This is a genomic window from Ruegeria sp. BC3, assembly GCF_056539265.1.
In genome coordinates, this window is sequence record NZ_JBQFUP010000004.1 from 336,601 (window position 1) to 351,318 (window position 14,718).

13 protein-coding genes are annotated in these 14,718 nt (G+C 60.1%); 4 read left to right on the forward strand and 9 right to left on the reverse strand.

The window, feature by feature from the left end; genetic code table 11:
• Window positions 1-247 precede the first annotated feature (247 nt).
• The 4 genes from ACR0MV_RS13590 to ACR0MV_RS13605 are packed head-to-tail and all read right to left on the reverse strand — an operon-like array spanning window position 248 to window position 4,142.
• On the reverse strand, window positions 248-1,177 hold the full coding sequence (locus ACR0MV_RS13590) for a metal ABC transporter permease (RefSeq protein ID WP_480702436.1): 930 nt from the start codon (window positions 1,175-1,177) through the stop codon (window positions 248-250).
• A complete protein-coding gene (locus ACR0MV_RS13595; protein ID WP_170467204.1) occupies window positions 1,174-2,379 on the reverse strand; it encodes a metal ABC transporter permease in 1,206 nt (401 codons plus the stop codon). The genes ACR0MV_RS13590 and ACR0MV_RS13595 overlap by 4 nt, the downstream gene beginning before the upstream one ends.
• Window positions 2,380-2,381: 2 nt before the next feature.
• The gene (locus tag ACR0MV_RS13600) at window positions 2,382-3,185 is read right to left on the reverse strand and encodes a metal ABC transporter ATP-binding protein (RefSeq protein WP_170467542.1); all 804 of its coding nucleotides are present in this window, start codon (window positions 3,183-3,185) and stop codon (window positions 2,382-2,384) included.
• Between the two features lie 3 nt (window positions 3,186-3,188).
• Window positions 3,189-4,142: a metal ABC transporter solute-binding protein, Zn/Mn family gene (locus ACR0MV_RS13605; RefSeq protein WP_480702438.1), complete on the reverse strand. Its 954-nt coding sequence runs from the start codon at window positions 4,140-4,142 to the stop codon at window positions 3,189-3,191.
• Between the two features lie 198 nt (window positions 4,143-4,340).
• Here ACR0MV_RS13605 and deoC point away from each other — a divergent pair, with 198 nt between their 5' ends.
• From deoC to ACR0MV_RS13625, 4 genes are all read left to right on the forward strand, one after another.
• Window positions 4,341-5,339 (forward strand): deoxyribose-phosphate aldolase, encoded by a 999-nt coding sequence (gene deoC / locus ACR0MV_RS13610; protein WP_170467208.1) that lies wholly within the window; start codon window positions 4,341-4,343, stop codon window positions 5,337-5,339.
• 11 nt (window positions 5,340-5,350) lie between these two features.
• A complete protein-coding gene (locus ACR0MV_RS13615) occupies window positions 5,351-7,684 on the forward strand; it encodes an aldehyde dehydrogenase family protein (protein WP_480702439.1) in 2,334 nt (777 codons plus the stop codon).
• A gap of 24 nt (window positions 7,685-7,708) precedes the next feature.
• Window positions 7,709-8,524, forward strand: coding sequence for an SDR family oxidoreductase (locus ACR0MV_RS13620; protein WP_480702440.1), 816 nt, complete (start codon window positions 7,709-7,711; stop codon window positions 8,522-8,524).
• Window positions 8,525-8,610: 86 nt separating this feature from the next.
• The gene (locus ACR0MV_RS13625) at window positions 8,611-9,342 is read left to right on the forward strand and encodes a Crp/Fnr family transcriptional regulator (protein ID WP_480702441.1); all 732 of its coding nucleotides are present in this window, start codon (window positions 8,611-8,613) and stop codon (window positions 9,340-9,342) included.
• 6 nt (window positions 9,343-9,348) lie between these two features.
• Here ACR0MV_RS13625 and ACR0MV_RS13630 read toward each other — a convergent pair whose 3' ends face one another.
• From ACR0MV_RS13630 to purH, 5 genes are all read right to left on the reverse strand, one after another.
• Window positions 9,349-10,653: a M16 family metallopeptidase gene (locus ACR0MV_RS13630; protein WP_480702442.1), complete on the reverse strand. Its 1,305-nt coding sequence runs from the start codon at window positions 10,651-10,653 to the stop codon at window positions 9,349-9,351.
• Window positions 10,650-11,990 (reverse strand): M16 family metallopeptidase, encoded by a 1,341-nt coding sequence (locus ACR0MV_RS13635; protein ID WP_480702443.1) that lies wholly within the window; start codon window positions 11,988-11,990, stop codon window positions 10,650-10,652. The genes ACR0MV_RS13630 and ACR0MV_RS13635 overlap by 4 nt, the downstream gene beginning before the upstream one ends.
• Window positions 11,991-12,071: 81 nt before the next feature.
• The gene (locus tag ACR0MV_RS13640) at window positions 12,072-12,590 is read right to left on the reverse strand and encodes a DUF3035 domain-containing protein (protein WP_170425729.1); all 519 of its coding nucleotides are present in this window, start codon (window positions 12,588-12,590) and stop codon (window positions 12,072-12,074) included.
• A 50-nt stretch (window positions 12,591-12,640) separates the two neighbouring features.
• Window positions 12,641-13,111, reverse strand: a complete 471-nt coding sequence (lspA, locus tag ACR0MV_RS13645; RefSeq protein ID WP_480702444.1) for a signal peptidase II — start codon at window positions 13,109-13,111, stop codon at window positions 12,641-12,643.
• A complete protein-coding gene (gene purH / locus ACR0MV_RS13650; protein ID WP_480702445.1) occupies window positions 13,111-14,700 on the reverse strand; it encodes a bifunctional phosphoribosylaminoimidazolecarboxamide formyltransferase/IMP cyclohydrolase in 1,590 nt (529 codons plus the stop codon). Before purH ends, lspA begins: the two co-directional genes overlap by 1 nt.
• Between the last annotated feature and the right edge of the window lie 18 nt (window positions 14,701-14,718).

Consider the following 14,718-nt stretch of genomic DNA (forward strand, 5'->3'; position numbering starts at 1 on the left):
ACCGGTTTGGATAAACTAAAATCAGGTGGGAGGGGGGCGTTCGAACAATCGCGCCCGCGCCGCCGGAAGGGCAGACAAACTGGTCACAATTGTTCGAACGATCCAAGTGAGTGGTGGTCATCCAAAATTCAATGAACCATTTTGTACCACGAATCCGGTCACATAACGTGAAGACTCTGTATCTGGCATACAGGGTGGCGAAGTTCAGCCGATGGGGTGCAAAGGCCGGTGGCGGGAAAATGCCGGGTCAAGCGGTATTGGGCGCACCCGCGCGGGTTCGACAAGGCCCCCAAATCGCCGCGCCTGCAAGGATCAGGCCGGACATTGTTGCGATCATGCCCGCCGCGCTGACCGCATCCGCTGCCCCCAGCCAAAGCGGGCCATACCCGGCCAGAATGTACCCTGTGACTGCCGACAGGATGGCGAAAACAACGCTCCATACGATTTGGGTTTCCAACTGGTTGGTCATCAGGCGTGCCGCCGCCGGTGGGCAGATGAACATCGCGATCACGATGATCGAACCGACGGCATCAAAGGCAGCAACTGCAGCGATTGCAGCCGTGATCACCAGAGCCATCCCCAGAGCGCCGGTTCGGATACCGACGGTACGGGCGAACCCCTCGTCAAAGGTGGAAATCTTCAACGGTCGCCAAAAAAGCCAAATGAACAGGGAAACCCCCAGCAAAGTCAGCGCGATCCGGGGCAGTTCCGGCGGTAATCCCGCCAGCGCCACCGGGTCCAGAACCGAGGGCCAACCCGTCGCGTCCAGCCAGATCAGGCTTTCCAGATTGCCATAAAGCGCGTGCTCCACATCCAGATGCACACTCGACGTGTCAGTCTGTTCCAGCAACAGAACCCCCGCGGCGAACATCGTGGTAAAAACCACCCCCATAGCGGCACCTGCTTCGATCTGTCCAAGCCGCCGGACCGCCTCGATCATGATCACGGCAAGGATGGCCGCGCCCGCAGCGCCCAGCATCATGGGCCAGGTGGAGATCGCGCCGGTCAGGATAAAGGCGACCACAATGCCCGGCAGCACCACATGGCTGATCGCGTCTCCGATCAGGGCTTGTTTGCGCAGCACCAGAAAGTTCCCAGGCAAGGCGCAGGCAATGGCCGCAAAGGTGCCAATCAGCAGCGGCGTCAGGGACAGGGGAACGAATTCTTCACCGCTCATGCCGGAACCTCCTGCGGGCCGCCAATCTGGCGATCAACCTCGGCGATCTGGTCGCGGGTCAAAACGGTTTCGATATCCCGCAACCCGTCATAAAGGGCAGCTGTCGCTTCGTGTGCCTGATCGGACCGGACAACCTCCCACCGTTTTTCGTCCCGCAGCGCCTTGGCCGCACGGGCCTTGCCAGTCTCCGTCGCGACGCCGTCGGCGCGCACCAAACCCGAACGCCGCAGCAGTCGCAGAGTCAGCGGCTCATAGATCTTCTGGCCCTGCGCCAAGGCCAGCAGACCCTGCCGGATATGCACCCGGCGCTGAAACCGAAGGTGCCTCAGAACGGCGGCAAGAACCCCACGAACGGGTGCGAACAGCAGAGACAGCGCGAAGAACCCAAAGCTGACCAGCACGATGATCGGACCGGTCGGAAGGTTGGGGGCCGAGGCAGACAGCGCCGCACCCAGATAACCCGCCAGTCCCCCGGCCAGCCCAGCCAGCAACACGACCCTTTCAGATCGCTGCGACCAGAACCGCGCCGTGACGGGCGGTATGATCAGCAAAGCGACGATCAGGATAAGGCCAACGATCTTCAGCCCCACGACAGTGACTGCCATCACCAGCCCCATCATGGCCAGGTCAACACGGTGCACCGGCAGACCCTGCGCAGCGGCGTATTCCGGATCAAAGGCGACCATGGTCATCGGACGCCGAATGATCATCACCAGCAAAAGCGTCGCTGCCCCACCCAACGCGATGATCAAAGCATCCGTCCACAGCATCCCGGCGGTCGAGCCCAGCAAGAACCCTTCCAACCCGGCCTGACGACCTACGCCCATGGTCTGGATAACGGTCAGCAAAACGATGCCAAAACCGAAGAAGACCGACAGAACTGCCCCAATCGCTGCGTCCTCGGCCAACCTGGTATGGCGCGTCAGCCAGTTCATGCACAGCAAACCGACCCAGGCCGATACCGCGGATCCGGCCAGCAATCCGAGTAGATTGCGCCCGTCCCCCCCCAACGCGACCAGCAGCATAAAACCGATGCAAACACCCGGCAGCGTCGCATGACTGATCGCGTCGCTGACCAAAGCGCGCTTGCGCAGAAACAGGAAAGTTCCTGTCACACCGGCCGAGATCCCAAGCAGAGTCGCACCAATCGCGACCAGCGTGGCGTTATAGCCCAGCTGAAGGGTCAGAGCGTCCCAGAGCATGATTACCCAAGCGCACGCGAGATCTGGTCGATCTGCGCCGTGGCCAGACGACCCCCATAGGCCGATTGCAAGGTCTCGGCGGTGAAGGCTTGAGCCACAGGCCCTTCGGCCACTTTGCGCGTGTTGATCAGGAAGACGTGGTCGAAATAGTCGGTGACGGTGGCCAGATCATGATGAACAACCACAACGGTCTTGCCGTCCTGTTTGAGCGATTTCAGGACCGCGATGATCGCCTTTTCGGTTGCCGCGTCGACACCTGCGAAGGGTTCATCCAACAGGTACAGGTCCGCGTCCTGCGCCAGAGCGCGGGCAAGAAACACACGCTGTTGCTGGCCACCGGACAGCTGACCGATCTGCCGATTGGCAAAGTCGTGCATTCCGACCCGATTCAGGCACTCCATCGCGCGCGCCATGTGTCGGCCGCGGATACGGCCCAGCAATCCCAGCTGCCGGGACAGACCCATCAGCACGACATCAATTACACGGGTTGGAAAATCCCAGTCCACGCTTGCACGCTGCGGCACATAAGCGATCCGAGCGCGTTGTTTTTCAAGCGGTGCACCAAATACAGTAACCTGGCCAGACAAGGGCTTCACGATACCCAAAGCGGCTTTGAGAAGGGTCGATTTCCCTGCCCCGTTCGGCCCGATGATCGCGGTCATCGCACCGGGTTGCACTGTCATGTCCACCGAAAACACGGCGGGTTTCTGACCGTAAGACACGGTCAGACCACGAATGGCCAGCGGGCTGTCTTCAATATTCTGCTCGGTGATCGAAACACCCTGATGAGCCGCCAGCGAAAGCATCACTCAAAACCCCGCAGACAATTTGCCATTCAAACCTCGCTGGGGCACTTCGGCCCCCAACGCGCCTGCGATGACGGTAATGTTGTGGTCCAGCATGCCCACATATGTGCCCTCGTAGGTGCCCGGCTCTCCCATGGCGTCGGAATACAGCTCGCCCCCGATCGCGACATCATGACCTTTGGTCGCAGCCCCTTCGATCAGGGCGCGCATGGACCGGTCCGAGACCGAGCTTTCAACGAACACCGCCTTCAGCTGTTTGTCGACCAGCGTATCCACAAGCTCTCCGATCCGGTTCAGACCGGCCTCGGACTGGGTCGATATGCCTTGAATGCCCATGACCTCATAGCCGTGTTCGGCACCGAAATAGCCAAAGGCGTCATGGGCAGTCACCAGAACACGGTTGTTTTCGGGAACGGCGGCCAGCGCCTGATCGGAATAGGCCTTCAGCGCGTCAATCTCGGCGAGATGATTGGCCGCATTGGCCGCAAAGACATCGGCCGCCTCGGGGCGTGCCTGGGTCAGAGCGTTCTGAACCTCGACCACCACGTCGCGCCACAACGCAGGGCTCATCCAGACGTGCGGGTCGAATTTGTCGGCATAATCATCATGGGCGCGCAGCCGGGATTTATCCAACCCCTCGGCCACTGCCACGACTGACCGCTTTCGGGCAAGATCGTGGAAGAACTCTTCCATTTGAGCTTCCAGATACAGACCGTTCCAAAGGATCAGGTCTGCGCGTGTCATTGCCACGATGTCACTGCGGGTCTGGCGATACGCATGCGGGTCAACACCGGGACCCATCAGTCCCTTAACGTCCACCTGATCGCCACCGACCTGGCGCGCAGCATCCGCGATCATGCCCGTCGTTGCCACAACCTTCAGTGGCGCTTCGGCCCAGGCGGCAATCGGCGTGGCCACGACAAATGCCAAAGCAGCAAGGAATTGACGACGAATCATTGCAGACCTCATGGTGACGACCTCTTAAGAATGAATATGAGAACCATTCGCAACTAAGTCAACGCTCTTGCGAATTATTCGCAAGAAACTGCTATTTTTGTCCATTTGGTCAAAAAAATTGCATTCGCAAGCCCGCTATGCCTTCCATTCAGGCGCAAGCCATGCGAATTTGGCGCAAACCTCCCAAAGGATGTGAAGATGGATACGCAGAGCTCAGAAAGCCCCGTGCGCACAGCGCATCTGCCGCAAGTGACCGAGCCCAGAAACCCCGGCATGGATCTGGATCTGGACTGGGTGCGCGCCGTGCAAGCCAACACCTCGGCCATTGAGCGCCGCGCCGCGACCCTGCCCGGTCGCCGGTCGGTGAAAAAGGACTATCAGGCCGCGTGGCTCCTGAAGGCGATCACGATGATCGACCTGACCACCCTGTCGGGCGATGACACCGTAGGCCGCGTGCGCCGACTATGCGCCAAGGCCCGCCAGCCCGTGGCCTCTTCGGTTCTGCAAGCGCTGGATATGCCGCCGATCACAACGGGTGCGGTCTGCGTCTATCATGACATGATCGAAACCGCCGTCGACGCGCTGCATGGTACTGGCATTCCGGTTGCCGCCGTGTCGACCGGTTTCCCGGCTGGCCTGTCCCCGTTCCACCTGCGCGTGGCCGAGATCGAGGAAAGCGTGAAGGCCGGGGCCGAAGAGATCGACATCGTGATCTCGCGTCGTCACGTGCTTTCGGGCGACTGGCAGGCTTTGTATGAAGAGATGAAGGCCTTCCGCGTTGCCTGCGGCGATGCGCATGTCAAAGCCATCCTCGCAACCGGAGAGCTGGGCAGCTTGCGCAATGTCGCGCGCGCCTCGCTGGTGTGCATGATGGCAGGTGCGGATTTCATTAAGACCTCGACCGGCAAGGAAAGCGTCAACGCCACCCTGCCCGTTTCGCTGGTGATGATCCGAGCGATCCGCGACTACTATGACCGCACCGGATATCGCGTTGGCTACAAGCCTGCAGGCGGCATCTCAAAGGCCAAAGACGCGCTGGTTTACCTGTCGCTAATCAAGGACGAACTGGGCGACCGCTGGCTGGAGCCGGACCTATTCCGCTTTGGTGCCTCGTCGCTTCTGGGCGATATTGAGCGGCAGTTGGAACATTATGTCACCGGGTCCTACTCGGCTGGCTACCGTCACTCCATGGGCTGAGGACAAGAACAATGACAGTCAAAGAGATTTTCGAAACCATGGATTACGGCCCTGCCCCCGAAAGCGCTGCCGAGGCATTGGCCTGGCTGGTCGATCAGGGCGACAAGTTCGGTCACTATATCGACGGTGCCTTCACTAAACCTGGCAAAGGGTTCGAAAGCCGCAACCCGGCGACCGGAGAGGTTCTAGCTAAGCTGACGCAGGCGAAACAGGCTGATGTGGACGCCGCCGTTGCCGCCGCCCGCAAGGCACAGCCAAAGTGGGAGAAGCTGGGCGGCGCAGGTCGTGCGCGGTACCTCTATGCCATTGCACGGTTGCTTCAGAAGCATTCGCGCTTGTTCGCGGTACTCGAAAGCCTAGACAACGGCAAGCCGATCCGTGAATCGCGCGACATCGACATCCCTCTGGTGCAGCGGCATTTCTATTACCACGCGGGCATGGCGCAGCTGATGGAAAGCGAACTGCCCGATGCCGAGGCTCTGGGCGTTTGTGGGCAGATCATCCCGTGGAACTTCCCGCTGCTGATGCTTGCGTGGAAAGTCGCGCCTGCGATCGCGATGGGAAACACGGTGGTTCTGAAGCCGGCCGAGTATACCTCGCTAACTGCACTGCTGTTTGCCGACATCTGTTCGCAGGCTGGCCTGCCGAAAGGCGTGGTCAACATTGTCACCGGTGACGGAGCTGTGGGTGAGATGATCGTGTCTTCGAACGTCGACAAAATCGCCTTTACCGGCTCGACCGTCGTGGGCCGTCGTATCCGTGAGGCGACCGCTGGCTCTGGCAAGGAACTGACATTAGAGCTGGGCGGCAAGTCCGCCTATATCGTCTTTGATGACGCGGATATTGATTCAGCCATCGAAGGCTTGGTCGACGCGATCTGGTTCAATCAGGGCCAAGTCTGCTGTGCGGGCTCGCGCCTCTTGGTGCAAGAGGGCATCGCGGACCGCTTCCATGACAAGCTGCGTGCCCGTATGGACAAGCTGCGCATCGGCGATCCGCTGGACAAGTGTATCGACGTGGGTGCGGTTGTGGACCCCGTGCAGTTGCAGACCATCAAGGGCATGGTCGAAAGCAACACGGTTGGGCATGTTCATCAGGCGGCTTGCGATCTGCCTGCGAACGGCTGTTATTACCCGCCGACGCTGATCTCGGGCCTCGAGACATCCGATCCGCTGATGCAGGAAGAGATTTTTGGTCCGGTACTGGTGTCGTCCACTTTCCGCACGCCGGAAGAGGCGGTCGAACTGGCCAACAACACCCGTTACGGGCTGGCCGCGACGGTGTGGACCGAAAACGTGAACCTCGCGCTGGATATCGCCCCCAAGCTGGTCGCGGGCGTGGTCTGGGTGAATGCCACCAACCTGTTCGACGCCGCCGCTGGTTTCGGTGGGGTTCGCGAAAGCGGGTTTGGCCGAGAAGGCGGTTGGGAAGGTCTTGCGGCCTATACCAAGCCCAAGGGCAAAGCCAAGCCGCTGGCGAAGGTTGAAGCGATTATGGGCGAAGGTGCTCCGGTCGACCCGATTGACCGGACCGCCAAGATGTATGTCGGCGGCAAGCAGGCGCGGCCCGATGGCGGCTATTCGAAACCCGTCTGGGGCAAGTCCGGCCTGCTGGGCCATGTGGGCCTTGCCAACCGCAAGGACGTTCGCAATGCGGTTGAGGCTGCAGCGGGTGCCAAAGCTTGGTCGAAGACCACCGGGCATTTGCGCGCGCAGATCCTGTATTACATCGGTGAAAACCTCTCGGCCCGTGCTGATGAATTCGCAACTCGCATTGACGCCATGACCGGCAAAAAGGACGGCGCGAAAGAGGTTGAAGCCTCGATCCAGCGTCTGTTCACCGCCGCCGCGTGGGCCGACAAGTATGACGGTCAGGTGCACGGTGTTCCGATCCGCGGCGTGGCGATCGCCATGAAAGAGTCCGTCGGCGTCATCGGCGCGCTTTGCGCCGACGAAGCACCTCTTCTTGGGTTGGTTGCGGCGATGGCCCCGGCAATTGCGATGGGCAACCGGACAGTTCTGGTGGCATCCGAGCCCTACCCGCTGGCAGCGACCGATTTCTACCAGATCCTAGAAACATCCGACGTCCCCGCTGGCGTGGTCAACATCCTGACCGGTAGCCACGCGGAATTGGCGAAACCGCTGGCTTCGCACCTGAACGTCGATGCGGTCTGGTCCTTCTCGTCCACCGACCTTTCGAAAGAGATCGAGGCCGTCTCGGCAGGGAACCTGAAACGGACCTGGGTGAATAACGCGACGGCATTTGATTGGGGCGTGGACCATTCGCGCCGCTTCCTGCAGGCTGCGACCGAAGTGAAGAACATCTGGGTGCCCTACGGCGAGTAGGGCCCCCGACCAAGGGAGGCCCTCATGGATTTTGCAAACAAAACCGTCATCGTCATTGGCGGAACAAGCGGTATCAATCGCGGCATTGCCGAGGCCTTTGCGGCCTCGGGGGCCAAACTTGCCGTGGCCAGCCGGTCGCAGGACAAGGTGGATGATACAGTCGATGCGCTGAAAGCTGCAGGCGCACAGGACGCCATCGGTGCAGCCTTTGACGTCCGCGACCCCGAGGCGGTAGCGGAGGGCTTGCAGCAGTTCCACGACGCGTTTGGTGATTTCGATGTACTGGTGTCAGGCGCGGCGGGCAATTTCCCTGCGCTGATGTCAGAGATGTCCGTGAACGCATTCAAGACCGTGGTGGACATCGACCTGATGGGCACGGTCCACGTGATGAAGGGGGCCTATCCCTTCCTCAAACGTCCGGGTGCCAGCATCATCAATATTTCGGCGCCGCAATCCTATCTGCCCTATGAAGGCCAGTCGCATGTTTGTGCGGCCAAGGCCGGTGTGGATCAGATCACCCGATCGCTGTCGATGGAGTGGGGTGTCGAAGGCATTCGCGTGAACTCGGTCGTGCCCGGATTTATCGAAGGGACCGAAGGGGCCAAACGACTGGCTCCGACCGAGAACGCCCATGAAGAGCTGCGCAAGGATGTACCCTTAGGCCGTTGGGGGCAACCGCAGGACGTTGCCAATGCTTGCCTGTTCCTTAGCTCGGATCTGGCCAGTTACATCAGCGGCACGGTTATGGCCGTGGACGGCGCGCTGTATCAGCGCGGGTCGGGCAAGTTCGGTCAGATGATGGGACAGATGCTGCGCGCGCAGGCGAAAGCACGCTCATAACACCGATTAAGTTGTGAAGCTGTTCATATACAGCTTTGCATTGTTGACGCAGCGTAAGGCCCATCCAACACAAGGGTGGGCCAAGCATGCTAAACTTTCCAATCGATATTCCCGAAGCCGTCCAACTGGCGACAATGATCGGTGTGTTTGGGGCCGGGCTGTACATCCTGAACTACTTTCTGCTGCAGATCGGCGTCATCCGGGGCAACGGGGTCCTGTACCCCGTTCTGGTGATCGTCGCCGCGGGCTGCGTGATGATCAGCATGGCAGAAGAGTTCAATCTGGCCGGGGCGATCATCCAGATGGCCTATATCGCGATCTCGGTCATCGGTTTGCTGCGCGGTTACCTGTCGCGCCATTTGGTTCACTTTTCCCAACCCGAGCGTCAGTTCATCTCTCACCATTTAGAGTCGCTGAAACCGCATCAGGCACGCAGGTTGCTGAACACAGCATCCATACGCGAATACAAAACCGGAGATATCCTGATCGAAGAAGGCAAGATCACGGATTTCCTGGGCTATGTCCTGAGCGGACAGACGACCATTTTGAAGAACGGCCGGGTCATCAACACCTGCGGATCGGATGAGATCTTGGGCGAGCTGACATTCAGCCTCGGCCTGCCTGCAACAGCTACGGTCATCGCCACAGAACCCACCACATGCCTTGTGTTCGACAACATCCAACTGTCGCGCCTGCTTCGGCGCAACCGGCATATCGACGACACGCTGAAGGCCGCGCATTTCCGTCATGCGCGGCAAAAGCTGCTGAGCAGTAACAAACACACGCTGCGGGCCCAAAAGCAGCCCGCAGCGGCCTGAACGGGTTTAACCGTCCAGACCCTCGGGTTTTCCGACGATGGTGAAATGCAGCCCCTCGGGGTCCAGTAACTCGCTGGCCACGCGGTTGACCTCTTCCAGCGTCACCGCGTTCACCTTGTCGTTGCGGGTGGCGATATAGTCGATGGGAAGGTCTTCCATCTGCATTCCGACCATGATCCCGGCGATCTGGCCGTTGCCGTCGAACCGCAACGGGTATGCGCCGGTCAGATAGGTCTTGGCGTCGTCCAACTCTTCCTGAGTCACACCTTCGGATGCCGCGCGCGCCCATTCGTCCCGGATGACTTCGACCGCCTCTGCGATGCGATCGTTGCTGGATGAGACCGATCCCAGGTAGACCGAAGCCAGATCCTTGGGCACAAGATAGGTCGCGATGCCGTAGGTCAGACCACGTTTTTCGCGCACTTCCTGCATCAGTCGGCTTTCAAAGCCCCCGCCACCCAGAATGTGGTTCAGGATAAAAGCCGCAAAGAAATCGGGATCATCGCGGTCAATGCCCGCATGACCGAACAGAGCAACCGATTGTGGGGTATCAAACTCAACCACGCTGACACCGCCGGGGATGGTCACGTCAGCGCGTTCCGGGATCGGTTTGCCGGCTTCGGGCAGGTCAGCCAGCAACTTGTCCAGCAATACGCCCAACTCTTCGGCGGTGATATCGCCCACAGCACCGACATACATGCGGTCCTTGGCAAAGACATCCTCATACGCCGTGACCACGTCATCACGGGTCAGGGACGACACGCTTTCGATTGTCCCCTTGCCTTCCGAGCCATACGGATGTTCGCCATATGCCATCCGCGCAAAATTGCGGCCTGCGATGTCATTCGGATCGGTCTGATCCGATTTCAAACCCGAAAGCACCTGCGCCTTCACACGCTCAACCGCGTCTTGATCAAATCGCGGTTCATGGATCGTGGTGCGCAGAAGGTCGATCACCTCATCCCGGTTTTCGGTCAGAAACTGCGCCGAGATCGACACCGTGTCGTCGGTGGCATTGTACCGGAAGGACGCGGCCAGCGACTCCAGTTCGCGCGCATAGGTGCGGGCATCCATGTCGCCCGCGCCCTCTTCGATCAATCCGCTCATCAGATAAATCGCGCCGCGTTTGTCCGGATCATCCAGCGAGGTACCCCCGCGAAAGCGCAGTTCCAGCGCTGTGAACGGGATCGAATGATCCTCGACCAACCAGGCCTTGATCCCACCTGGCGAGGTCACTTCTTTGATATCGATCTCAGCCCAGGCCGGGAGAGCGATCACGAAGGCGATCAGAGTTGCGAATATTCGTTTCATTGCGTCACCTCATCGTCACGCATCAGCCATCCGGTTACCGATGTTTCGGGCTGTATCACTTCGCGGGCAGCGGCGATGATCTCGTCGCCGGTCACGGCCTGCAGGATTTCGGGCCACGCCTGCACATCCTCGACCGTCAAACCGCTGGTCAGGGCTCGACCATAGCGGTTGCCGATCCCGTCCACATTGTCGCGCGCATAGGTTTGCGCGGCACGCAGTTGCATCTTTATCCGGTCCAGGTCTTCTTCGTTCACACCTTCGGCGATGAAATCGGCCACAGCCTGATCCATCGCGTCTTCGGCCTCTTGCAAAGACACCCCTTGCGCCGGAACCACCAGCAAATCAAAGGTCGTGTCATCCAATGAGACACCGCGATAGAAAGCCCCGGCGTAGACGGCCTTTTGTTGCTCGAACTGTAGCTTTTCGTTCAGATAGGACGTGGTACTGCCGCCCAGAAGTTCAGCCAACAGAAACAGCGCAGCGGCCTTTTCCTGCTCGCCCGGATCGCGTTCTGGGGCCAGATAGCTGCGCTGAACGTAAGGTTGCGACACCCGCGCGTCCTTGAACGTCAGGCGTCGTTCCGCGATCTGGGGCGGTTCCTGCGAACGGAACCGTTCGGGCAGGTCTGGGTTGGCCGGGATCACACCATAGTATTCTTCGGCCAGGGTTTTGACCTCGTCGGGTTCGACATCGCCCGTGACGACCAGAATGGCGTTATTGGGCGCGTAATGTGTCTGGTAGAAGGACAGCGCATCCTCCATGTCCAGCGTCTCCATCTCGTGCCGCCAGCCAATGATCGGGACGCCGTAGCGATGGTTAAGATACTGCGCTGCACTCATCTGCTCGCCGAACAGGGCCCGAGGGCTGTTGTCGGTGCGCTGGTTACGCTCCTCTAGGATCACGTCGCGTTCGGTAGCAATATCCTCTTCGGTCAGGCGGATGTTGCGCATCCGGTCCGCCTCCATCCGCATCATCAGTTCCAGGCGGTCTGCTGCGACACGCTGGAAGTAGGCGGTGTAGTCATAAGACGTGAACGCGTTGTCGTTGCCGCCATTCGCTGCAACGGTGGCCGAGAATTCACCCGGTGCCAGCGTGTCGGTTCCTTTGAACAAGAGATGTTCAAGGAAATGCGCCACACCCGAGGATCCCACGGGCTCATCCGCGGATCCCGCGCGATACCAGACCATGTGCTGCACGACCGGCGCGCGATGATCCTCGATCACGACGACATCCATGCCGTTATCCAGCGTAAAGGTTGTCACCGCTTCATGCCCCTCGCTTGCAGCGAGAGGGGTCGCGGCCATCAGGGCAGCCGACAGGGCAAGGGCCCGAACCATGGGGCGTCCTCCGTTTGATCTATTGTGTTCAAACTACGGTGACGCCGCGCGGGTTCAAGCCTGATGACGAAAAGTTAAAGATTATTCATTAACCGGCGGCGACGACGGAGTTTCGATCCCGGCGCGACGGGCCGCTTCGTTTTGGGCGTCCGGATTAAGGGTCTCGCGGCGGTAAACCTGCGAATAGCGGTCCACATTGAACAGGCGCAGACGCGTCAGGCGAGATTGCTTTCTGCGGAACTCTGCATCTTCGGCGTTGACCACCTGCCGTGCGTTGGCTGGAACGCCATAGCGGCTGGTCGCGGTCACAAGCGCTGCATCGGTCGACGGAATGGCTGTGTTCGGATTCAACGCAGCCGCGTTACCACCAAGGGCTGCGACCGCTTCGGCCTTTGGATTAGGATCAGTCAGGTTGCCGCCACCGGGGGTCGGCGCAGGTAGGAACGCGTAATCCTTTGGCTGGGTCAGCGGCTTGACCGGTAGAACAGAGAACTCGTCCGGCCCCGGCCCCGGTGCCTGAAGATGGCGCAGACCAATATCGGAACAGCCCGCAGCAGCAAAGGCCAATGTCACAGCAAAAATGGAACGCGGCAGCCGCATCAGAGTCTCCAGCCTGTTTGAGGCGCTTTTATCGCATTTCAAATGGCGCGTCACGAGGCCTTTTTGCCCTCGAACAAAACCAGACCGATCGCTCCGGCGAAAATAAACACATCGGCCAGATTGAACACGAAAGGATTGTTAATGCCGCAACAGGACATATTCAGGAAATCCAGAACATAGCCGTACAGCACGCGATCCACCACGTTGCCAAGTGCGCCCCCGATCAGCAGCCCACCGCATACCAGCATCAGCTTCGACGGGACCGTACGCATCAGCCAGACCAGCACGCCGATTGAGATTGCCAGCGACACACCGATCAGAACCCAGCGCGCAGCATCGGAGTCACCTTGGAACAGGCCGAAATTGATGCCCCGATTCTCGCCGTACTTGAACACTAGCAGCGGCGGCAGGACGTCGATGTGTCCCTCGGCCACGCGCATCACGTGAACGACCAGATACTTGCTGATCTGGTCGATCAAAAACGCGGCCACCGCAGCCCAGAGCAGAAGGCGCATGCGCATCAGTGACGGAAGTGGCGCATGCCAGTGAAGACCATCGCCAAGCCAGCCTCGTCCGCCGCCGCGATCACTTCGTCATCCCGCATCGAGCCACCGGGCTGGATCACGCAAGTGGCGCCGGCCTCAGCGGCCTCCATCAGGCCGTCAGGGAACGGGAAGAACGCATCCGAGGCCACGGCCGAGCCGATTGTCAGCGGTTGGGCCAAGCCCAGCGCATCCGCCATGCGTTCGGCTTTTTTGGCCGCGATCAGGGCCGAGTCCACGCGGCTCATCTGACCTGCACCTACGCCCACGGTCGCGCCGTCTTTGACATAGACAATGGCGTTGGATTTAACGTGCTTGGCCACTTTCCATGCAAACAGCAGGTCGCGCATCTGCTCGTCGGTTGGGGCCTTTTTGGTGACCACTTTCAGATCATCCATGCCGACAAAGCCGTTATCTTTGTCCTGCACCAGCAGACCACCGGCCACCTGACGCACGGTCTTGCCGCCAGCGGTCACATCCGGAAGGCCCTCTGTGGTCAGCAGGCGCAGGTTCTTTTTGGCGGCAAAGATCGCCTTGGCCTCGTCGGACGCGCCCGGAGCAATCACGACCTCGGTGAAGATGCCGGTAATCTCTTGAGCGGTTTCGGCATCCAGCGGTTGGTTCAGTGCCACGATCCCGCCAAAGGCCGAGGTCCGGTCGCAGTCGAAAGCCGACTTATACGCGTCCAGCAAGGTCGCGCCTGTGGCAACACCGCAAGGGTTGGCGTGCTTGATGATCGCACAGGCCGCGCCCTTTGCAGGATCGAACTCAGCCACCAATTCAAAGGCGGCATCCGTGTCGTTGATGTTGTTGTAGCTCAGTTCCTTGCCCTGATGCTGAACGGCGGTCGCCACGCCCGGACGGTTCGTGCCGTCCGTATAAAACGCCGCCTGCTGATGGCTGTTCTCGCCATAGCGCAGAGTCTGTTTCAACTCACCCGCAAAGGCACGGCGCTTGGGGGCCTCAAGCTGCAGCGCCTCCGCCATCCAGTTGGACACAGCGGTGTCATAAACAGCGGTCCGGGCATACGCCTTTTGCGCCAGCCACTGGCGGAAGCCGTAAGAGGTTTTGCCGTAATTCTCTTCCAGTTGATCCAGCAGCGAAGAGTAGTCCTCGACATCCACAACCACATTTACGAAGGCATGGTTCTTGGACGCGGCGCGGATCATCGCGGGACCGCCGATATCGATATTCTCGATGCATTCGTCGTATCCCGCGCCTTTTGCCACGGTCGCCTCGAACGGATAGAGGTTCACCACCAGCAGGTCGATTGCTCCGATGCCGTGTTCGTCCATCGCGGCGATGTGGGTGTCGTTGTCGCGCAGAGCCAGCAGACCGCCATGCACCATCGGGTGCAGGGTCTTGACCCGACCGTCCATCATCTCGGGGAAGCCAGTGACCTCGCTGACGTCTTTCACCTCAAGCCCCGCATCGCGCAGCGCCTTTGCGGTACCGCCCGTCGACAGCAGCTCGACCCCGCGCTCGGCCAGCGCCTTGCCCAGCTCGATCAGCCCGGTCTTGTCGGAAACGGAAAGCAACGCGCGGCGCACGGGGTGAAGATCGGTCATGGGTCCAAAGGTCCTTTT